Below are 19,804 nucleotides of genomic sequence, written 5' to 3'. Positions count from 1 at the left end.
CCGTCCGGCACGTAGTGGTCTGGCAGGACCAGGTCAGCCGGCCTCTCGGCGATCAGGTCCATCGCCTCGGCCGCCCGATCGCCTCGCCCGCCGTGCGTGCCCTGGCGGCGACCCGGAAGCCGGGCACCTTGGCCACGTAGGCCCCGTCGATCTCGGCGACACGGATGTCGTCGTCCATGACCAGAACCTCGATCCGCCCTCTCGGCACCGGTCGTCATCGCGTCCCACCCGCCGACCTGGGCCCCGGTTCGAGGTGCTGCTCGGCCAGCGCCTCGGGCAGGACGACGGTGAACTCCGCGCCACCGCCCGTCGCCGGGCCGGCCTCGGCCACCCGGACGCTGCCGCCCTGTCGTTCCGCGAAGCGCCGGACCAGCGCCAGTCCGAGCCCGCGCCTGCCGTGCACCGGCGGCACCTTCGTGGACCAGCCCTCGGCGAAGATCAGTTCGCGCCGGCTGTCGGGCACCCCCGGTCCGCTGTCCGAGACCCGCAGGACGACCGTGCGGTCCTCGACGCGCACCTCGATCGCGATGCGCGGGTCCTCGGACGCGGCGGCCGCGTCCAGCGCGTTGTCGACGAGATTGCCGACGACGGTCACCAGACCGCGCGGGTCGACGAGCCGGTCCGGCAGCAGCGTGCCGGACGTGATCCGCAGCGAGACACCCCGCTCGGCCGCCACCGTCGCCTTGCCGACCAGCAGGGAGGCCAGCAGGGGATCGTGGATCTTCTCGGTGACCTGCTCGGCCGTGGCCCGGTGCACGCCCACGGCCCCGGTCACGAACCGGACCGCCTCCTCGTGCATCTCCAGCTCCAGCAGCCCGAGCAGGGTGTGCATCCGGTTCGCGTGCTCGTGGTCCTGGGCGCGCAGGGCGTCGATCAGTCCCCTGGTGGTGTCGAGTTCACGGCCCAACTGCTCCAGTTCGGTGCGGTCGCGCAGCGTCGCGACGGCACCGCCGTCGTCCGTCGGCATCCGGTTGGCGATCAGGACGCGATGGCCCCGTACCGTCACCAGGTCCTCGCCCGTGTACCGGCCGGTCAGCACGTCCGCGGTGCGGCCCGGACCGAGCGCGTCCTCGAGCAGTCTGCCGCCGGCTTCCGGGCCCAGCCCGAGCAGCCGCTGCGCCTCGTCGTTCATCAGCCGGATCCGTCCCGCCCCGTCGAGGGCGACCACTCCTTCGCGGATGCCGTGGAGCATCGCCTCGCGTTCGGCGAGCAGCGCCGAGATGTCGGAGAAGGCGAGGTCATGGGTCTTCCGCTGGAGTCGGCGGGAGATCATGTAGGCGGCGAGGGCGCCGACGGCGAGGGCGCCACCCGCGTAGGCGAGGAGCCCGGGGATCGCGCCGAGCAGCCGCTCGCGGACGCTGTCGTACTCGATGCCGACGGAGACCGCGCCGACGATCCGTCCTTCGTCGTCGCGCAGCGGCACCTTGCCCCGGGCCGAGCGGCCGAGCGTCCCGCTCTCGATGCCCATCACATGCCTGCCGGCGAGCGCCTGGCTGGGGTCGGTGGAGACGACTCCGCCGATCGCCTCCGGCTCGGTGTGGGACCAGCGCACCCCGCGCCGATCCATGATCACGACGTACTCGGCGCCGGTGCTGCGCCGGATCCGTTCCGCCTCGGCCTGGAGGGGGCCGTTCGCGGACGGCTCCGAGGCGAGCAGGCCCGCCGCCACCCGCGGGGACGCGGTCGTCTCGGCGATGGCCAGCGCGCGGCGCATCGCCTGGTCGTCCAGCTGGGAGCTGAGCGGTGCCAGGAAGAGGCCGGTGGCCAGGACGGCGACACCGGTGGCGACGGCCAGCTGCATCAGCAGGACCTGCGCGAAGCCCCGCCGCGGCCAGCCCAACCGCCGCCGTCTCGGGGACGCGGCTGCGGGGCCGGTCGATGCGGGGCTCATACGCATGCACGGTAGGCGTCCGGACGGCCGCCGGGAATCCCCGTCCCGGTGCCGCCCGCGGGTCGGCTGCCGGCTCCGAGTGCTTCGCCCGCAGCCTCCGGTCCGGCGAACCGCCTCCCGGTGCGGCGGTGCGGCGGTGCGGCTGCGGGGCCGGGCGGACCGGACCCCCGCGGTGGGACTGTTGCGGGCAGGGCGGCCGGCACCGCGGACACGCGGCCGGGCCACGGGACAGGCCGCCGTCACGGACGGGCCCGAGGCGTGGGACCGGCCGGGGCCGACCGCACTCCCGACCGGCGGTCCGGCCCACGGGACGCGCGGTGGTCAGGGCGCCGGGCGCGGCGGCCGGGGCCCGGTGTACCGGCCGCTCGGCCGCATGCGCAGCGGCCGTTCCTCGTACTCCTCCAGAGCATGGGCGATCCAGCCCGCCGTGCGCGCGATCGCGAAGACCGTCTCCCCGGCCTCGGCCGCCATGCCCGCCGAAACGGACAGCGTCGCGAGCGCCAGGTCGACATTGGCGTGCAGATCCGTCTGGCGGCCGGCGGTCGTCTCGACCTCGCGGGCGGCCGCCAGCGCGGGCCGGGCGTCCGGGATCTCCGCCAGGGCGTCGAACAAGGCCTCTGCGCGCGGATCCCGCACCGGATAGAGGCGGTGGCCGAGTCCCGGTACCCGTCGGCCCGCCCGTAGGTGGTCGGCGACGACCGGCGCCGCGCTGCCGCGCTCCAGCACCTCGGTGAGCATCCGGTGGGCGAGCCCGCTGGCCGCCCCGTGCAGCGGACCGTCCAGCGCGCCGAGTCCGGCGGAGACCACGGCGTAGGGATGCGCCCGGGCGGAGGCCGCGACCCGCACCGCGAGGGTCGAGGCTGCGAGATCGTGGTCGATCAGCAGGGACAGTGCCATGTCCAGGGCACCCAGCGAGGTCTCGTCCGGATCCCGCGCGGTCAGCCGGGACCAGAGGCGCGCCGCGAGCCGGCTCTCGCCGCGGCGGGCGGTGCCGACCGCCGGCAGGGCGTCGACCAGCGTCGGGACGAGTGCGCGCCCGACGCCGGTCACGGCGGACGGACCGAGGTCGAAGCGGAGGGGGTCGGCTGCCGCCGCGGCGATGGCGGCCACCCGCAACCGGTCCGTGGAACCGCTGTGCGCGGGCAGGGCCTCGACGGCCCGACGGGCCGCGGCGAGGGGTTCGGACGGAGCGGTGAACCGGATGCCACGCTCCAGGGTGCCCGTCCAGAGCCAGTCGGCGATCTCCTCGTAGCGGTACCGACGGGCGAGCTCGGTCGCGTCGACGCCGCGGAAGTAGTACCGGTCCGTCTCGATCAGTGTGATGCCCGTGCGGATCACGGGTGTGCCGTCACCTCCGGCGGCCTGCCGGCGGCCGCGGCGGACCAGTGCGTCGACCTCCTCGGCGTCGAAGGTGCTCCCGCGCCCGCCCGGGTCACGTCGGCTGCCGAGCTGTCCGCGGCTGACGTACGCGTACACCGTCTCGGGCTTCACGCCGAGCCGTTCGGCCGCCTCGCGCGTGGTGAGCCGTTCGCCGTCCGCACCCTGGTCCTGATCCGTCATGAGGACACCGTACACAGCCTGCTTAACATTGATTCAATCAATATTGACAGTGATTGAGTCAAGGATGGAGAGTCGAGTCAATCGAGGGAGGACCCACATGCTCAGCACCAACGGCGCGACCGTGCCTCCGGACGTACCGCGTGGTCTCGCGGGTGTCGTCGTCACCGACACCGAACTCGGCGACGTCCGGGGCCGGGAGGGCTTCTACCACTACCGCCAGTACTCGGCCGTGGAGCTCGCGGAGAGCCGCGGGTTCGAGGACGTCTGGCATCTGATGTTCCATGGCCGGCTGCCGGACGCCGCCGAGCGCGAGGCGTTCCGCGCCGGGACGGCCGCCCTGCGCCGGCTGCCCGACGAGGTGCGCGCCGCCCTGCCGGCCGTCGCACGGACCTGCGCCCCCTCCGGGCCGCTGGCCGGACTGCGCACCGCGCTGTCCCTGCTGGGGGCGTCGGCCGGGTTCCGGCCGGTGTACGACCTCGGCCCCGAGGAGCGGCTGGCCGACTCGCTCGCGGCCTGCTCCGCCGTGCCCACACTGCTCACAGCCCTGCACCGGCTGGGCCGGGGCCTGGAGCCGGTGGAACCGCGCGAGGATTTGCCGTACACCGCCAACTACCTGTACATGCTGACCGGTTCGGAGCCCGACCCGGCCCGTGCGCGGGCCGTCGAACGCTATCTCGTCTCCACCGTCGACCACGGATTCAACGCGTCCACCTTCACGGCGCGGGTGATCACCTCGACCGGAGCCGACGTCGCGGCCTGTCTGGTCGGCGCGATCGGCGCCCTGTCGGGGCCGCTGCACGGGGGCGCGCCGAGCCGCGCCCTGGACACACTCGACGCGATCGGCACCCCGGACCGCGCCGACGCCTGGATCAGGCGACGCGTCCTCGCCGGGGACCGGATCATGGGCTTCGGGCACCCCGTCTACCGCACCGAGGACCCCCGCTCGCGCATGCTGCGCTCCATCGCGGAGAGCTTCGGCGGCCCGCTGGTGGAGCTCGCCGTGGCCGTCGAGGCGCGGGTCGAGGCGATCCTGGCGGAGCTGAAGCCCGGCCGGGGGCTGCACACCAACGTCGAGTTCTACGCGGGCGTCGTCATGGAGCTGTGCGGACTGCCGCGGGAGATGTTCACGCCCACCTTCTGCGCGGCACGGGTCATCGGCTGGAGCGCCAACATCCTGGAGCAGGCCCGGGATTCGAAGATCATCCGACCTGCCGCACGCTACGTGGGGCCGCAGCCGCCGCAGCCGCTCCCGGAGGCATCCTGAACGGTCCGTGTCCTGCCCATATCCTGGGGGACGACGCGCACGAAAGCCCCAGGAGGTCCCGTCTTGAGCAGCCCGCAGATCCCCGTCGTCGTCCTCGCGGGCTTCCTGGGATCGGGCAAGACGACGCTGCTCAACCATCTGCTGCGAGCGAGTCGCGGCACCCGGATCGGCGCGATCGTCAACGACTTCGGGGCGATCGAGATCGACGCCATGACCGTGGCCGGCCAGCTCGGCGACTCCACCGTGTCCCTCGGCAACGGGTGTCTGTGCTGTGCCGTGGACGCGAGCGAGCTGGACGTCTTCCTGGACAGGCTCACCCGGCCCGCCGCCCGCCTCGATGTGATCGTCATCGAGGCGAGCGGGCTCGCCGAGCCCCAGGAACTGGTCAGGATGGTGCTCGCCAGCGAGAACCAGCGGATCGTGTACGGCGGCCTCGTCGAGGTCGTCGACGCCGCCGAGTTCGACGCCACCCGGCAGCGGCACCCCGAGATCGAGCGGCATCTCGGGATCGCCGATCTGGTCGTGGTCAACAAGGCGGACCGGGTCGGCCCGGGAGCGCGGCAGCGCCTGAGGGAGCGGATCACCGCACTGGCCCGCGGCGCCGCCGTGATCGAGGCCACATACGGACGGGTCGACCCCGAGCTGCTCTTCGAATGCCGTCCGCCCGGTGAGCGCGTGGGGCAGCTGTCCTTCGACGACCTCCACGAGGACGGCGAGGACGGCGAGAACGACGTCCGGGATCACCAGGAGCATCTGCACGCGGCCTACGACACCGTGTCGTTCGAGACATCCGAGCCCCTGCACCCGCGCAGACTGCTGGACTTCCTGGACGCACGGCCCGAAGGGCTGTACCGGATCAAGGGGTTCGTGGACTTCGGCGAGGCCGACCCCCGCAACCGCTACGCGATCCACACGGTGGGCCGCTTCCTGCGCTTCCACCCGGAGCCCTGGCCCGCGGACGGCACCGCGAAGGCCACCCGGCTCGTGCTCATCGGCTCGGGCACCGACACGGGGGCGCTGCTCGGCCGGCTCGGCGCGGCCAGGATCACCGGTGCCGACGACCGCCCGGAGGAGCACAGCATGTGGGGCGTGCTGCGTTATGTACCCGACCAGCGGGACGCCCCGGAGGAGCTGCCCGGGGACTGATCCGGGCCCGGCCGGTCGGCGCCACCCGAGCGATCCGCCCCCTTCCGCCCGAAAGCGGAAGGGGGCGGATCGCTCGGGGACGACCCGGAACCACGGCCGCGGGCGGTCGCGCGCCTACGGCAGCGGCCCCGCCACTGCCGCGACCTCCTTGGCCAGCGGTGTGCCCGAACCGTCCCGGCGGGGGTCGATCTCCGGAAGCTCGGCCGGCGAGCCGTTCTTCTGCGCCGCGTGCGCCGGGGTCGCACCCGCCCAGGCGAAGACCAGCTTTTCCTCACCCTTGAGGAAGCGCTGGCAGCGCACGCCGCCGGTCGCCCGGCCCTTGCGCGGGTACTGGTCGAACGGTGTCAGCTTGGCCGTCGTCACCGAGTCGTCCAGCGTCCCGGCGGCTCCCGCGGCCGTGAAGACCACCGCCTCCGCGGCCGGGTCCACCGCGGTGAAGGAGATCACCTCGGCTTCCTCCGCGAGCTTGATGCCCGCCATGCCGCCCGCCGGCCTGCCCTGCGGCCGGACCTGCGACGCCTGGAAGCGCAGCAGCTGTGCGTCGGAGGCGATGAAGACCAGATCCTCCTCGCCCGTGCGCAGTTCGGCGCCGCCGACGATCCTGTCGCCCTCCTTGAGTGCGATGACCTCGAGCTCGTCCTTGTTGGCCGGGTAGTCCGGCACCACCCGCTTGACAACGCCCTGCCGCGTGCCCAGCGCAAGACCCGGCGAGGACTCCTCCAGACCGGTCAGACAGACGACCGTCTCGTCCGCCTCCAGCGACAGGAACTCCGAGACCTGGGCACCGCCCGAGAGGTTCGGCGCCTGGGCAGTCTCCGGGAGCTGCGGGAGATCGATCACCGGCAACCGGAGCAACCGGCCCGCCGAGGTGACGACGCCCACGTCGCCCCGTGCGGTCGCCTCCACCGAGGAGACGATCACGTCGTGCTTGGTACGCCTTCCCCCGCCCGCCGGCGGCTCGCCGGTGACCGTGCGCGCCAGCAGGCCGGTGGAGGACAGCAGCACCCGGCAGGGGTCGTCCGCCACCTGCAGCGAGGCGGCCGGGGCCGGGGTGCCCGCGGACTCCAGCAGGACCGTGCGCCGGGGGGTGCCGAACTTCTTGGCCACCGCGGCCAGTTCGGAGGAGACGAGCTTGCGCAGCTCCGCGTCCGACTCCAGGATCGTCGTCAGGTCGGCGATCTCGGCCTTGAGCTTGTCGCGCTCGGCCTCCAGCTCGATCCGGTCGAACCTGGTGAGCCGGCGCAGCGGCGTGTCCAGGATGTACTGGGTCTGGACGTCGCTGAGGGAGAAGCGCCCGATCAGCCGTTCCTTGGCCTGCGCCGCGTTCTCGCTGGAGCGGATGAGGCGGATGACCTCGTCGATGTCGACCAGCGCGACGAGCAGGCCCTCGACCAGGTGCAGGCGGTCCCTCTTCTTCCCGCGGCGGAACTCGCTGCGGCGGCGCACCACGTCGAAGCGGTGGTCGAGGTAGACCTCCAGCAGCTCCTTGAGGCCCAGGGTCAGCGGCTGGCCGTCGACCAGCGCCACGTTGTTGATGCCGAAGGACTCCTCCATCGGCGTCAGCTTGTACAGCTGCTCAAGGACGGCCTCGGGGATGAAACCGTTCTTGATCTCGATGACCAGGCGCAGCCCGTGCTTGCGGTCCGTGAGGTCCTTGACGTCGGCGATGCCCTGCAGCTTCTTCTGGCCGACCAGGTCCTTGATCTTGGAGATCACCTTCTCCGGGCCGACGCTGAACGGCAGTTCGGTGACGACGAGTCCCTTGCGGCGCGCCGTCACGTCCTCCACCGTGACCGTGGCACGGATCTTGAACGTGCCGCGGCCGGTCTCGTACGCGTCCCTGATCCCGGACAGGCCGACGATCCGGCCACCGGTCGGCAGGTCCGGACCGGGCACATGGCGCATCAGCGTCTCCAGGTCCGCGCCCGGGTGCCTGATCAGATGACGGGCGGCGGCGATGACCTCGCCCAGATTGTGGGGCGGCATGTTCGTCGCCATGCCGACCGCGATCCCGGACGCGCCGTTCACCAGCAGGTTCGGGTACGCGGCGGGCAGTGCCAGGGGTTCCTGCTCCTGGCCGTCGTAGTTCGGCGCGAAGTCGACCGTGTCCTCGTCGATGGACTCGGTCATCAGGCTCGTCGCGTCGGCCATCCGGCACTCGGTGTAACGCATCGCCGCCGGAGGGTCGTCATTGCCCAGGGAGCCGAAGTTCCCGTGGCCGTCGACCAGCGGCAGCCGCATGGAGAAGGGCTGGGCCATGCGCACCAGGGCGTCGTAGATCGACGCGTCGCCGTGCGGGTGGAGCTTTCCCATCACCTCGCCGACGACACGGGCGCACTTCACATAGCCCCGGTCGGGGCGCAGCCCCATCTCGTTCATCTGGTACACGATCCGGCGGTGCACCGGCTTCATGCCGTCGCGGGCGTCGGGCAGGGCGCGGGAGTAGATCACCGAGTACGCGTACTCGAGGAAGGAGCCCTGCATCTCGTCGACGACGTCGATGTCGAGGATCCTCTCCTCGAAGTCGTCGGGCGGCGGCGTCTTCGTGCTGCGGCGGGCCATCGCTGCTGCGGCTCCTTCACCAACATGAACCATGAACGGGATCTGACGCCGACCATTGTGGACCGTCGCACCGACAACGCGGACCGCGACCCGGAACAGGGAGTGGAAGCCTCGGGAACTTCGCCGCTTACCTGCACGGTTTGCATACAGTGGCAGGACATCCTGCAACGCGATCGAAGGGACCACATGCCCATGGGTCACACGGCCACAGCCCGGGCCGGCTCCGGAGGCCTGACAGCGACCGAGCACCGTCTGGCCAACGGCCTGCGCGTGGTGCTCTCGGAGGACCGCCTGACCCCGGTCGCCGCGGTGTGCCTCTGGTACGACGTCGGCTCCCGCCACGAGATCGAGGGCCGCACCGGCCTGGCCCACCTGTTCGAGCACCTGATGTTCCAGGGCTCCGCCCAGGTACCGGGCAACGGCCACTTCGAGCTGGTGCAGGGGGCCGGCGGCTCGCTGAACGGCACCACGAGCTTCGAACGCACCAACTACTTCGAGACCATGCCCGCCCACCAGCTGGAGCTCGCGCTGTGGCTCGAGGCCGACCGCATGGGTTCCCTGCTGGACGCCCTCGACGACGAGTCCATGGAGAACCAGCGGGACGTCGTCAAGAACGAGCGCCGCCAGCGCTACGACAACGTTCCGTACGGCACCGCGTTCGAGAAGCTGACCGCGCTCGCCTACCCCGAGGGCCATCCGTACCATCACACCCCGATCGGCTCGATGGCCGACCTGGACGCGGCGACGCTGGAGGACGCGCGGAACTTCTTCCGCACCTACTACGCGCCGAACAACGCGGTGCTGTCCGTCGTCGGCGACATCGACCCGGAGCAGACGCTCTCCTGGATCGAGAAGTACTTCGGGTCCATCCCCACGCACGACGGCAAGCAGCCGCCGCGCGACGGTTCGCTCCCGGAGATCATCGGCGAGCAGCTGCGCGAGGTCGTGGAGGAGGAGGTTCCGGCCCGGGCGCTGATGGCCGCGTACCGTCTGCCGCACGACGGCACCCGCGAGGCCGACGCGGCCGACCTGGCTCTGACCGTCCTCGGCGGCGGCGAGTCGTCCCGGCTGCACAACCGGCTTGTCCGCCGCGACCGCACGGCCGTCGCCGCCGGCTTCGGCCTGCTCCGCCTGGCCGGCGCCCCCTCGCTGGGCTGGCTGGACGTGAAGACGTCCGCGGGCGTCGAGGTCCCCGACATCGAGGCCGCGGTCGACGAGGAGCTGGCCCGCTTCGCCGCCGAGGGGCCCACCGCGGAGGAGATGGAGCGCGCCCAGGCCCAGTTGGAGCGCGAGTGGCTGGACCGCCTCGGCACCGTCGCCGGCCGCGCCGACGAGCTGTGCCGGTACGCCGTGCTGTTCGGCGACCCGCAGCTGGCGCTCACCGCCGTCAAGCGGGTGCTCGACGTCACCGCAGACGAGGTGCAGGCCGTCGCCAAGGCCCGGCTGCGCCCGGACAACAGGGCGGTGCTCGTGTACGAGCCCGTCGCCGGAGCCGACGCCGGGAACGCCGAGGACAACGACGACGCAGAGGGGGCGGATCAGTGACCGACGCTGCCGTGACCATGGACCTCCATCCGCAGCCGCAGCCCGGCGAGGCCAGGCCCTGGGCATTTCCCGCGCCCGAGCGGGGCACGCTCGGCAACGGGCTGACCGTGCTGCGCTGCCACCGTCCCGGCCAGCAGGTCGTGGCCGTGGAGATCTTCCTCGACGCACCGCTGGACGCCGAGCCCGAAGGGCTGGACGGCGTCGCCACGATCATGGCCCGCGCACTGTCCGAGGGCACGGACAAGCACTCGGCCGAGGAGTTCGCCGCCGAGTTGGAGCGCTGTGGCGCCACGCTCGACTCCCACGCCGACCACCCGGGGGTGCGGATCTCCCTGGAGGTGCCGGTCTCGCGGCTGCCGAAGGCCCTCGGCCTGCTCGCCGAGGCGCTGCGCGCCCCGCTGTTCGCCGACAGCGAGGTGGAGCGGCTCGTGCGCAACCGGCTGGACGAGATCCCCCACGAGACGGCGAACCCGGCCCGCCGGGCCGCGAAGGAGCTCTCCCGGCAGCTGTTCCCGGCGTCCTCCCGGATGTCGCGGCCGCGGCAGGGCACGGAGGAGACCGTCGAGCGCATCGACTCCGCCGCGGTCCGGGCCTTCTACGAGGCGCACGTCCGCCCGGCCACGGCCACGGCCGTGGTCGTCGGTGACCTCGAAGGGGTGGACCTGGACGCCGTGCTGACCGACACGCTCGGTGCCTGGACGGGCGATTCGGCCGAGAGCCGCCCGATGCCGCAGATCACCGCCGACGACACCGGCCGCGTCGTCGTCGTCGACCGCCCCGGCGCCGTGCAGACCCAGTTGCTGATCGGCCGGATCGGCCCCGACCGCCACGACCGGGTCTGGCCCGCCCAGGTCCTGGGCACCTACTGCCTCGGTGGCACGCTCACCTCGCGCCTGGACCGCGTGCTGCGCGAGGAGAAGGGCTACACCTACGGGGTGCGGGCCTTCGGCCAGGTGCTGCGCTCGGACACCCCGGCGTCCCCGGGCGGGGCCTCCGGTGCCGCGATGCTCGCCATCAGCGGCTCGGTCGACACCCCGCACACCGGTCCCGCGCTCGACGACCTCTTCAGGGTGCTGCGCACCCTCGCCGCGGAGGGCCTGACCGACGCGGAGCGCGATGTCGCCGTGCAGAACCTGGTGGGCGTGGCGCCGCTGAAGTACGAGACGGCCGCCTCCGTGGCGGGCACGCTGGCCGACCAGGTCGAGCAGGGTCTCCCGGACGACTACCAGGCCCAGTTGTACGCGCGGCTTGCCGGGACCGGCACGGTGGAGGCGACCGCCGCGGTCGTCAGCGCCTTCCCCGTGGACCGGCTCGTCACGGTCCTCGTCGGGGACGCCTCCGAGATCGAGGAGCCCGTCCGGGCGCTCGGAATCGGTGAAGTGACCGTTGTCACGGGCTGATTGACCGCTCGCGCTCCGGCGCACGCGAAAGGGCTCCGCCGGTTTCACGCCGGCGGGGCCCTTTCGCGTACCCGGAACGACCTTCCCCTATGTCCGGTTTGATGGGGAGGAGTGGTGTCTGCCCTGTGGCGTGCACTACAAATATCCGTGTCTGTTTGGTGATTGAGCGAAGATCGGCTTAGCGTCTTCTGCGCTGTCCGCCAGTTGCACGCGCCGCACCCGCGGCATCGGGCAGCCATCGCCGAGTCCCCGTCCGGCGCGAGCCTGGGGAGCCGGGGACCCATATGTCCCCCGGGGTGAATCGGGCGCCTTCGCCGCCGTGCGGAGGGGTCCGTAGGAGACCTTCCTGCTCCGAACCCGTCAGCTAACCCGGTAGGCGAGAAGGAAGGAAAGGATCAGCCACTTCATGGCGTTCACCCGTGCCACCGGGAAGCACCGTGGTCCGAGCCGCCTGTCGCGCAAGAGCGCGGGCGTCGCCTCCGTCGCGGCCATCGCCACCACCGGCGTCATCGGCACTCTCGCCTCCCCGGCCTTCGCCGCCGAGGCCGAGGTCTCCGCTCCCGTCGAGGACACCGGCCTGACCCAGGCCGTCGCCGCCGACTCGCTCGCCGAGCGGATCGACGCCCAGGCGGAGGCCCAGCAGCAGGAGGCCGCCCTGGTCGCGGCCCAGGAGAAGGCCGAGGCCGAGGCCAAGCGCAAGGCCGAGCTCCGGGTGGAGGCCGCCCGTGACGCCGCGGAGCGTGCCGCCCGAGAGGCCGAGCGCAAGCGGCTGATGACGTACACGCTCCCGGTCGCCGGCTCCTACGTGAGCACCGACTACCACGCCGGGGGTGCCCAGTGGTCCTCCGGCAGCCACACCGGCGTCGACTTCCACGCCGCCTCCGGCACCGAGGTCGTCGCCGTCGGCATGGGCACCGTCGTGGAGGCCGGCTGGGGCGGCGCCTACGGCAACAACGTCGTCCTGCGCATGCACGACGGAACGTACACGCAGTACGGCCACCTGTCCTCGATCAGCGTCTCGGTCGGCCAGCAGGTCACCCCGGGCCAGCAGGTCGGCCTCGCCGGATCGACCGGGAACTCGTCCGGTCCCCACCTCCACTTCGAGGCCCGCACCGGCGAGGACTACGGCTCGGACATCGACCCGGTGTCGTACCTGCGCTCGCACGGCGTCCGCGTCTGACGCACACACCTTTCCGTCCGAGGCCCCGGCTCCTCTCCGAGCCGGGGCTTTCGGCGTATTCAGGCCAAAAGATAACCATGGATTACCATGGGTCTTCGGAAATTCCGGCCACCTGCCATAGAGTCACCGAAACAGACGTCGCTCGACGGGGTTTCGCGGCGATTAAAGCGGAGGTTCGGTATGCGCATTCCCGCGCGCTCGGTATGCACGGCGATCCGCGACGACATCGTCTCCGGTGCGTTCGAGCGCGGCAGCCGCCTCACCGAGGAGCAGCTGGCGCGCCGCTACGGAGTCTCGCGCGTCCCGGTCCGGGAGGCCCTGCGCACCCTGGAGTCGGAGGGCTTCGTCGTGACCCGCCGGCATGCCGGAGCGTGCGTGGCCGAGCCCACCGAGCAGGAGGCCGCCGACCTGCTGGAGATACGGCTGCTGCTGGAGCCCCTCGGCGCCGCCCGGGCCGCCCAGCGGCGCAGCGAGGCGCACCTCAAGGTGTTGCGCGGGCTGGTCAGACTGGGCCAGGACCGGGCCCGGCGCGGTCAGGGCGAGGACCTGCGCTCGCTCGGCGCCTGGTTCCACGAGACCCTGGCCCAGGCGTGCGGGAGCCCGGGGCTCACCGCGCTGCTGACCCAGCTCCGGCACAAGATCGCGTGGATGTACACGGTCGAGCGTCCCGCCCGTCCCGTCGAGGCGTGGGCCGAGCACGGCGCGATCGTGGACGCGGTGGCGCGCGGCGACGCGGAGCGCGCCCGCGCGCTCACGGCGCTGCACGCCGAGCGGACGACGGGCGCGCACCGGCTGCGGATCCCCACCGGCGTGAGGGTTTCGCAACATTCCGTAAACACGGCGGGCGACCGTATTTAACAGTCGCACCGTATACAAAGAGCGGCATTGTGTGCCGGGGGCTTTTTCCTGCTGCCGGAAAAGCAATTGGGGCAAAGCCCGGGGGAAATATGCGGGCCGCGGCGCCGGAAATCTCCGGCGCCGCGGCCCGCACATGAATTCATCGGTTTCAGACGGTCTCGGGAAGCTCCTCGAGGCCCTCGGCGACGAGCTTCGCCAGACGCTCCAGGGCGGCCTCCGCGCCCTCCGCGTCCGAGGCGAGCACGATCTCCTCGCCGCCCTGCGCCCCGAGGCCGAGCACCGCGAGCATCGAGGCGGCGTTGACCGGGGTGCCACCGGCCTTGGCGATCGTCACCGGAACGCCGGAAGCCGTGGCGGCACGAACGAAGATGGACGCGGGGCGGGCGTGCAGGCCCTCGGCCCAGCCGACATTGACGCGGCGCTCAGCCATGGTGGTGCCCTTCGAGTCTCAGCGGGAAGCGTTGGCGTGTTGTCTAGACCAGTCTCTCATGCGGTGCGGAGCACCCGGCCACCGGCCCCGGCTGGTGCGGGGCCGGGATCGGCCCTCCCAGCCTGCCCGCGCACTTCGGGGAACGCGACCCGTGCCGGAGCCTTACCCTTGCCCCATGCAGACCCCGTCGGACCACGCGTACCCCGACCACTGGGAAGCCGACGTGGTGCTGCGTGACGGTGGCACCGCGCACATCAGGCCCATCACCACCGAGGACGCCGAGCGGCTCGTCAGCTTCTACGAACAGGTCTCGGCAGAGTCCAAGTACTACCGGTTCTTCGCACCCTACCCACGGCTGTCGGCCAAGGACGTGCACCGGTTCACGCACCACGACTACGTGGACCGGGTGGGCCTCGCGGTGACCGTCGGCGGCGAGTTCATCGCGACCGTCCGCTTCGACCGCATCAACGCGCAGGGCCTGCCGGCGTCCGCCCCGGCGGACGAGGCCGAGGTCGCCTTCCTGGTGCAGGACGCCCACCAGGGCCGGGGTGTGGCCTCCACCCTGCTGGAACACATCGCGGCCGTCGCGCGGGAGCGCGGGATCAGGCGGTTCGCGGCGGAGGTGCTCCCCGCCAACAACAAGATGATCAAGGTGTTCACCGACGCGGGTTACACCCAGCGGCGCAGCTTCGAGGACGGTTCCGTCCACCTCACGCTCGACCTCGAACCGACGGCCCGGTCCCTGGCGGTCCAGCGCGCCCGCGAACAGCGGGCCGAGGCCCGCTCCGTCCAGCGCCTCCTGGCTCCCCGCTCGGTGGCGGTGATCGGCGCCGGCCGTGCGCCCGGCGGGGTGGGGCGGGCCGTGTTGCGCAATCTGATCGACGCCGGGTACACCGGGCGGACGTACGCGGTGAACCGTTCCCTCGTCCTCGACATGGACGAGATCGACGGGGTACCCGCGCACCGCTCGGTGGGGGAGATCGTCGCGGCGACCGGCGAGCCCGTCGACCTGGCGGTCGTCGCCGTCCCCGCCGAACGCGTGCCCGAGGTCGTCGCGGACTGCGGCGAGCACGGCGTGCAGGGACTCGTCGTGCTCGCCGCGGGGTATGGGGAGAGCGGCCCGGAAGGGCTGGAACGGCAGCGCGAACTGGTACGCCAGGCGCGCTCGTACGGGATGCGGATCATCGGGCCGAACGCGTTCGGGATCATCAACACCGCGGACGGGGTGCGGCTCAACGCCTCACTCGCCCCGGAGTCGCCCGCGCGCGGCCGGACCGGGCTGTTCACCCAGTCCGGTGCCATCGGCATAGCGCTCCTCAGCGGACTGCACCGGCGGGGCACTGGACTGTCGTCCTTCATCTCCGCAGGCAACCGGGCCGACGTGTCCGGCAACGACTTCCTTCAGTACTGGTACGACGACCCGGACACCGACGTCGTCCTGCTCTACCTCGAATCGATCGGCAACCCGCGCAAGTTCACCCGGCTCGCGCGGCGCACGACGGCGGTGAAGCCCGTGGTCGTCGTGAAGGGGGCCCGGCACACCGGCAGCGCTCCGCCGGGACACGCGGTGCCGACGACCCGGGTGCCGCACGCGACGGTCTCGGAGCTGCTGAGGCAGGCCGGTGTGATCCGCGTCGACACCGTCACCGAGCTCGTCGACGCCGGGGCGCTGCTGGCGAGCCAGCCGCTGCCCGCGGGACCGAGGGTGGCGATCCTGGGCAACTCCGAGTCCCTGGGCCTGCTGACCTACGACGCCTGTCTGACGGAAGGGTTGCGGCCGTTGCGGCCACGCGACCTGACGACGGCCGCGACGCCGGACGACTTCTGCGAGGCGCTGGCCGGGGCGCTGCGGGACGACGCGTGCGACGCGGTCGTCGTCAACGCGATCCCGTGGGTCGGGGAGAACGGTGTCACCGAGTCCGGCGACGGCGAGGTCCTCGCGGCGGCCCTCCGCGCCGCGACGGCCTCCGCACCGGCGAAACCCGTGCTCGTCGTCCACGTCGAACTCGGCGGACTCGCCGACGCCCTCGCCGCGGCGAGCAGCTCCGCCCCCGCCTCCCCGTACCGCGGCCCCGACACCGCTGCGGACCCCGGGCCGGGTGTGGAACCCGCGCCCGAGGGCGCCTCGCCGCACCCCGACCCGCGTACCGCGTCCGGTGGTGTGGGAACGGGCCCCACCCCGGCACCGGGCGCCCAGGCCCGTCCGAGCGGCTCCCCGACCACTCGTGGACCGCGGCCCGGCACGGACGGCCCGGCGCCCGCTGCCGGCCCCGACGGCGCGGCCCCGGTGACGGGGGAGCCCGCAGGACCGGCCGCCACCGCGGTGCCCGGAGCGGGTGCCCGCACCGACCCCCGCGACGGAGCCGCGCGGACCGCCGGGGACGCCGCCGCAGCGGTCCGCGGGGAAGCCGCCCGCATCCCCGCGTACCCCGCCGCCGAACGGGCCGTGCGCGCCCTGGCCGAGGCCGTGCGGTACGCCCAGTGGCGCCGGGACGCGGCGGAGCCCGGGAAGGTGCCGGAGTACGACGACATCGACGAGGGCGGAGCGGCCGGGCTCATCGAGGGCCTACTCGAGGCCGCCCCCGGCGAGCACGGCGTCACCCTGCCCGAGGACGACGCGCGGAGGCTGCTGGAGCGCTACGGCATCCCCGTCGTCCCCGTGCTGCCCGCCCCCGACGCGGACGCCGCCGCCCGGGCCGCCGCCCGGCTCGGCTGCCCGGTAGCCCTCAAGACGACCGCGCCGCATCTGCGCCACCGTCCCGACCTCGGCGGCGTGCGCCTCGACCTGGCCGACGAGCGGCAGGTCCGCCAGGCTTACGCGGAGTTGACGGAGAGCCTCGGAAAGCCGGAGGAGCTCCAGCCCGTGGTGCAGCCGATGGTTCCGCGGGGGGTGGACACGGTCGTGCGGGCCGCGATCGACCCGGCCGTGGGCGCGGTGCTGTCCTTCGGGCTCGCCGGCCCCGCCACCGACCTGCTCGGCGACACGGCCCACCGTCTCGTCCCCGTCACCGACCGCGACGCGGCCGGCCTCATCCGGTCCGTCCGGACCGCCCCGCTCCTCTTCGGCTGGCGCGGCTCCGCGCCCGTCGACACCGCCGCGCTGGAGGAGCTGCTGCTGCGCGTCTCCCGGCTGGTCGACGACCACCCGGAAGTCGTCGGAGTCGGCCTCGAACCGGTCGTGGTCGCCCAGCACGGCCTCTCCGTGCTCGGGGCCTCCGTGCGGCTCGCCCCGCCGCAGCCCCGTACCGACCTGGGCCCGAGGACCCTCCCGAGCTACTGAAACCGCCGGGTCCCCGGGGTTGCGGGCCGGGCGGTCACGGAGCGCACTCCGGGGTCCCCGGGCCCCGTAGGATGGAGCCCATGGCGAAGACCGGTACGACGACCCAGGGGCTGCGCGCGGCGATCGAGCGCAGCGGCTACTACCCGGCTCTCGTGGCCGAAGCGGTGGAGGCCGCGGTGGGCGGCGAGCAGATCTCCTCGTACCTGGTGCACCAGGAGACGACCTTCGACTCCAACGAGGTGCGCCGCCATGTGACCGTCCTCGTGCTGACCGGCACCCGTTTCATCGTGAGCCACACGGACGAGCAGGCGGCCGACAGCAGCTCCCCGACCCCCTACGCGACGACCTCCACGGAGTCGGTGAAGCTCCCGAGGATCTCGTCCGTGGTGGTCAGTCGTGTCGTCGCCAACCCCGAGTCGTACACCCCGGGCACCCTGCCCCGCGAGGTCGTCCTCACCATCGGCTGGGGCGCGGTCTCCCGGATCGACCTGGAGCCCGCCGCCTGCGGCGACCCCAACTGCGATGCCGACCACGGCTACACCGGGAGCTCCACCGCGGACGACCTCAGTCTGCGGGTCAGCGAGGCCGGCGACGGGCCCGAGGCGGTCCGCCAGACGCTCACCTTCGCCCAGGCGCTGTCCGAGGCGACGGCCGCCACGACGGCAACCCGCTGATGATCCGTCCCGACTGGCCCGAGGACGTCGTCCCGCTCGACCTCGACACGGCTCCCGTCCCCGCCTACGGCACGGCCTCGCTGGCCGATCTGCTGCCGACGCTCGCAGCAGGGCAGGGCGTACCGGGGCTGCGCTCCGCCATCGCGGAGCTCACGCCCGCGGACCGGAACTGCGTCTTCCTGATCGACGGCCTCGGCTGGGAGCAACTGAGGGCCCACCCCGAGGACGCGCCGTACCTCACCTCGCTCCTCGCCGGCTCCCTCGGCGGCACCGGCCGGCCGCTGACGGCCGGATTCCCCGCCACGACGGCCACCTCACTGGCCTCCTTCGGCACCGGACTGCCGCCCGGCGCGCACGGTCTGCCCGGATACACCGCCCGCAATCCGGACACCGGCGAACTGATGAACCAGCTGCGCTGGAAGCCGTGGACGTCGCCGCGCGTCTGGCAGCCGTACCCGACGGTCTTCCAGCTCGCCGACGAGGCCGGGGTGCACACCGCCCAGGTGTCATCCCCCACCTTCCGGGACACCCCGCTCACCAAGATCGCGCTGAGCGGCGGAACGTTCCACGGAAAGCTCACCGGCGAGGAGCGGATGGACTTCGCCGCCGAGCAACTCGCCGCGGGGGACCGGTCGCTCGTGTACACGTACTACAGCGAGCTCGACGGCAAGGGCCACCGCTTCGGTATCGACTCCGACGCCTGGCGGGGCCAGTTGATGTACGTGGACCGCCTCGTCCAGCGCCTCGCCGAGCAGTTGCCTCCCCGCGCCGCCCTGTACGTCACCGCCGACCACGGCATGATCGACATCCCGTTCGGCGAGGAGTCGCGGATCGACTTCGACGAGGACTGGGAGCTGCGCGCCGGCGTCGCCCTGCTCGGCGGCGAGGGCCGCGCCCGCCACGTCTACGCCGTCCCCGGCGCCGAGGCCGACGTGCTCGCCGTCTGGCGCGAGGTGCTCGGCGACCGGTTCTGGATCGCGAGCCGGGACGAGGCCATCGCGGCGGGCTGGTTCGGCCCGCAGACCGACGAGCGCGTCTACCGGCGCATCGGGGACGTGGTCGCCGCAGCCCACGACGACGTCGTGATCACCGCCTCGGTCAACGAGCCCCACGAGTCGGCCATGGTGGGCATGCACGGCTCGATGACCCCCGTCGAACAGCTGGTCCCCCTGCTCGAAGTACGCTCCTGACGCCCGGCCGCCCCGACCGCGTCCCCCGGCAACAACCGAAAGGCTGTCACGTCCTCATGCCCGAGCTGGTGTTCTTCTCCGGAACGATGGACTGCGGGAAGAGCACCCTCGCTCTCCAGATCGAGCACAACCGGTCGGCCCGGGGACTGCAGGGCATGATCTTCACCCGTGACGACCGGGCGGGCGAGGGCAAGCTGTCGTCCAGGCTGGGTCTGGTGACGGACGCCATCGAGGCCGCCGACGGCTTTGACTTCTACGCCTACCTCGTCGCCCACCTCTCCAAGGGCGGACGCTGCGACTACGTGATCGCGGACGAGGCGCAGTTCCTCGCCCCGGAGCAGATCGACCAGCTGGCGCGGGTCGTGGACGACCTCCGGCTCGACGTGTTCGCCTTCGGCATCACGACGGACTTCCGGTCCAAGCTGTTCCCCGGATCGCAGCGGCTGGTGGAGCTGGCCGACCGGGTCGAGGTGCTGCAGGTCGAGGCACTGTGCTGGTGCGGGGCCCGCGCCACCCACAACGCCCGTACGATCGGCGGGGAGATGGTCGTGGAGGGTGCCCAGGTCGTCGTCGGCGACGTGAACCAGTCGCTGGACGAGATCGGCTACGAGGTGCTGTGCCGGCTGCATCACCGGCGGCGGACGACCGCCGCCTCCGCGCGGGCCGCGGCGCTGTCGCCCGACGTGCTGCCCGTGGCCGCCGACTGAGAGCGGAGCCGGCGGCGCATCCCGTCGGGGCCGGGAGGGGGATACCCCGCCGGGGACGCGCACCACGGCATCGAGGGAAGCGGTCCGGGACGGGCGTGGCCCAGCCGGGACGTGCGC

General features: G+C 72.7%; 15 protein-coding genes and 1 riboswitch. Of the genes, 10 read left to right on the top strand and 5 right to left on the bottom strand.

Annotated features, from left to right (window positions below):
* Positions 1 to 52: 52 nt before the first annotated feature.
* The 3 genes from FEF34_RS43635 to FEF34_RS09075 form a co-directional block, all read right to left on the bottom strand.
* Positions 53 to 178: a response regulator gene (locus FEF34_RS43635; RefSeq protein ID WP_267905202.1), complete on the bottom strand. Its 126-nt coding sequence runs from the start codon at positions 176 to 178 to the stop codon at positions 53 to 55.
* 36 nt (positions 179 to 214) lie between these two features.
* Entirely contained in the window at positions 215 to 1,891 is a 1,677-nt protein-coding gene (locus FEF34_RS09080; protein ID WP_138052692.1) for an ATP-binding protein, read from the bottom strand.
* A gap of 321 nt (positions 1,892 to 2,212) precedes the next feature.
* Positions 2,213 to 3,451 (bottom strand): citrate synthase, encoded by a 1,239-nt coding sequence (locus tag FEF34_RS09075; RefSeq protein WP_138052691.1) that lies wholly within the window; start codon positions 3,449 to 3,451, stop codon positions 2,213 to 2,215.
* A gap of 97 nt (positions 3,452 to 3,548) precedes the next feature.
* Between FEF34_RS09075 and FEF34_RS09070 the strand changes: the two genes are divergently transcribed.
* Positions 3,549 to 4,715, top strand: coding sequence for a citrate synthase/methylcitrate synthase (locus FEF34_RS09070; protein ID WP_138052690.1), 1,167 nt, complete (start codon positions 3,549 to 3,551; stop codon positions 4,713 to 4,715).
* A 63-nt stretch (positions 4,716 to 4,778) separates the two neighbouring features.
* A complete protein-coding gene (locus FEF34_RS09065; protein ID WP_138052689.1) occupies positions 4,779 to 5,861 on the top strand; it encodes a CobW family GTP-binding protein in 1,083 nt (360 codons plus the stop codon).
* Positions 5,862 to 5,975: 114 nt separating this feature from the next.
* On the opposite strand, the gene FEF34_RS09060 is transcribed toward FEF34_RS09065, so the two are convergent.
* Positions 5,976 to 8,423 (bottom strand): DNA gyrase/topoisomerase IV subunit A, encoded by a 2,448-nt coding sequence (locus FEF34_RS09060; protein ID WP_138052688.1) that lies wholly within the window; start codon positions 8,421 to 8,423, stop codon positions 5,976 to 5,978.
* A gap of 192 nt (positions 8,424 to 8,615) precedes the next feature.
* Here FEF34_RS09060 and FEF34_RS09055 point away from each other — a divergent pair, with 192 nt between their 5' ends.
* From FEF34_RS09055 to FEF34_RS09040, 4 genes are all read left to right on the top strand, one after another.
* The gene (locus FEF34_RS09055; RefSeq protein ID WP_138052687.1) at positions 8,616 to 9,968 is read left to right on the top strand and encodes a M16 family metallopeptidase; all 1,353 of its coding nucleotides are present in this window, start codon (positions 8,616 to 8,618) and stop codon (positions 9,966 to 9,968) included.
* 17 nt (positions 9,969 to 9,985) lie between these two features.
* On the top strand, positions 9,986 to 11,368 hold the full coding sequence (locus FEF34_RS09050) for a M16 family metallopeptidase (RefSeq protein ID WP_407698347.1): 1,383 nt from the start codon (positions 9,986 to 9,988) through the stop codon (positions 11,366 to 11,368).
* 229 nt (positions 11,369 to 11,597) lie between these two features.
* Positions 11,598 to 11,761, top strand: a riboswitch (cyclic di-AMP (ydaO/yuaA leader).
* A gap of 13 nt (positions 11,762 to 11,774) precedes the next feature.
* The gene (locus FEF34_RS09045; protein ID WP_138052685.1) at positions 11,775 to 12,548 is read left to right on the top strand and encodes a M23 family metallopeptidase; all 774 of its coding nucleotides are present in this window, start codon (positions 11,775 to 11,777) and stop codon (positions 12,546 to 12,548) included.
* Between the two features lie 180 nt (positions 12,549 to 12,728).
* On the top strand, positions 12,729 to 13,406 hold the full coding sequence (locus FEF34_RS09040; protein WP_138052684.1) for a GntR family transcriptional regulator: 678 nt from the start codon (positions 12,729 to 12,731) through the stop codon (positions 13,404 to 13,406).
* Between the two features lie 148 nt (positions 13,407 to 13,554).
* On the opposite strand, the gene FEF34_RS09035 is transcribed toward FEF34_RS09040, so the two are convergent.
* On the bottom strand, positions 13,555 to 13,836 hold the full coding sequence (locus tag FEF34_RS09035; RefSeq protein ID WP_027734018.1) for an HPr family phosphocarrier protein: 282 nt from the start codon (positions 13,834 to 13,836) through the stop codon (positions 13,555 to 13,557).
* A gap of 175 nt (positions 13,837 to 14,011) precedes the next feature.
* On the opposite strand from FEF34_RS09035, the gene FEF34_RS09030 reads away from it, so the two are divergent.
* The 4 genes from FEF34_RS09030 to FEF34_RS09015 all read left to right on the top strand — a co-directional run bounded on the left by FEF34_RS09030 (position 14,012) and on the right by FEF34_RS09015 (position 19,687).
* Positions 14,012 to 17,116 carry a bifunctional acetate--CoA ligase family protein/GNAT family N-acetyltransferase gene (locus FEF34_RS09030; protein ID WP_138052683.1) on the top strand — a complete coding sequence of 1,035 codons (3,105 nt, stop codon included), beginning with the start codon at positions 14,012 to 14,014 and terminating at the stop codon, positions 17,114 to 17,116.
* Between the two features lie 80 nt (positions 17,117 to 17,196).
* The gene (locus FEF34_RS09025) at positions 17,197 to 17,790 is read left to right on the top strand and encodes a DUF5998 family protein (protein WP_138052682.1); all 594 of its coding nucleotides are present in this window, start codon (positions 17,197 to 17,199) and stop codon (positions 17,788 to 17,790) included.
* On the top strand, positions 17,790 to 18,980 hold the full coding sequence (locus FEF34_RS09020; RefSeq protein WP_138052681.1) for an alkaline phosphatase family protein: 1,191 nt from the start codon (positions 17,790 to 17,792) through the stop codon (positions 18,978 to 18,980). The genes FEF34_RS09025 and FEF34_RS09020 overlap by 1 nt, the downstream gene beginning before the upstream one ends.
* Positions 18,981 to 19,036: 56 nt before the next feature.
* Entirely contained in the window at positions 19,037 to 19,687 is a 651-nt protein-coding gene (locus FEF34_RS09015) for a thymidine kinase (RefSeq protein WP_138052680.1), read from the top strand.
* The last annotated feature ends 117 nt before the right edge of the window (positions 19,688 to 19,804 follow it).

Origin of the sequence: Streptomyces marianii (assembly GCF_005795905.1) — a bacterium.
Classification (GTDB): domain Bacteria; phylum Actinomycetota; class Actinomycetes; order Streptomycetales; family Streptomycetaceae; genus Streptomyces; species Streptomyces marianii.
Note: the sequence above shows the minus strand (reverse complement) of the source record. Positions and strands in the feature narration are given on the sequence as shown.

Bases quoted from the DNA above. Each gene is read 5' to 3' on its own strand.
- FEF34_RS09025 (WP_138052682.1), top strand. From the start codon at position 17,197: ATGGCGAAGACCGGTACGACGACCCAGGGGCTGCGCGCGGCGATCGAG.
- FEF34_RS09040 (WP_138052684.1), top strand. From the start codon at position 12,729: ATGCGCATTCCCGCGCGCTCGGTATGCACGGCGATCCGCGACGACATC.
- FEF34_RS09020 (WP_138052681.1), top strand. From the start codon at position 17,790: ATGATCCGTCCCGACTGGCCCGAGGACGTCGTCCCGCTCGACCTCGAC.
- FEF34_RS09030 (WP_138052683.1), top strand. From the start codon at position 14,012: ATGCAGACCCCGTCGGACCACGCGTACCCCGACCACTGGGAAGCCGAC.
- FEF34_RS09075 (WP_138052691.1), bottom strand. From the start codon at position 3,451: ATGACGGATCAGGACCAGGGTGCGGACGGCGAACGGCTCACCACGCGC.
- FEF34_RS09055 (WP_138052687.1), top strand. From the start codon at position 8,616: ATGGGTCACACGGCCACAGCCCGGGCCGGCTCCGGAGGCCTGACAGCG.
- FEF34_RS09060 (WP_138052688.1), bottom strand. From the start codon at position 8,423: ATGGCCCGCCGCAGCACGAAGACGCCGCCGCCCGACGACTTCGAGGAG.
- FEF34_RS43635 (WP_267905202.1), bottom strand. From the start codon at position 178: ATGGACGACGACATCCGTGTCGCCGAGATCGACGGGGCCTACGTGGCC.
- FEF34_RS09070 (WP_138052690.1), top strand. From the start codon at position 3,549: ATGCTCAGCACCAACGGCGCGACCGTGCCTCCGGACGTACCGCGTGGT.
- FEF34_RS09050 (WP_407698347.1), top strand. From the start codon at position 9,986: ATGGACCTCCATCCGCAGCCGCAGCCCGGCGAGGCCAGGCCCTGGGCA.
- FEF34_RS09045 (WP_138052685.1), top strand. From the start codon at position 11,775: ATGGCGTTCACCCGTGCCACCGGGAAGCACCGTGGTCCGAGCCGCCTG.
- FEF34_RS09080 (WP_138052692.1), bottom strand. From the start codon at position 1,891: ATGAGCCCCGCATCGACCGGCCCCGCAGCCGCGTCCCCGAGACGGCGG.
- FEF34_RS09035 (WP_027734018.1), bottom strand. From the start codon at position 13,836: ATGGCTGAGCGCCGCGTCAATGTCGGCTGGGCCGAGGGCCTGCACGCC.
- FEF34_RS09015 (WP_138052680.1), top strand. From the start codon at position 19,037: ATGCCCGAGCTGGTGTTCTTCTCCGGAACGATGGACTGCGGGAAGAGC.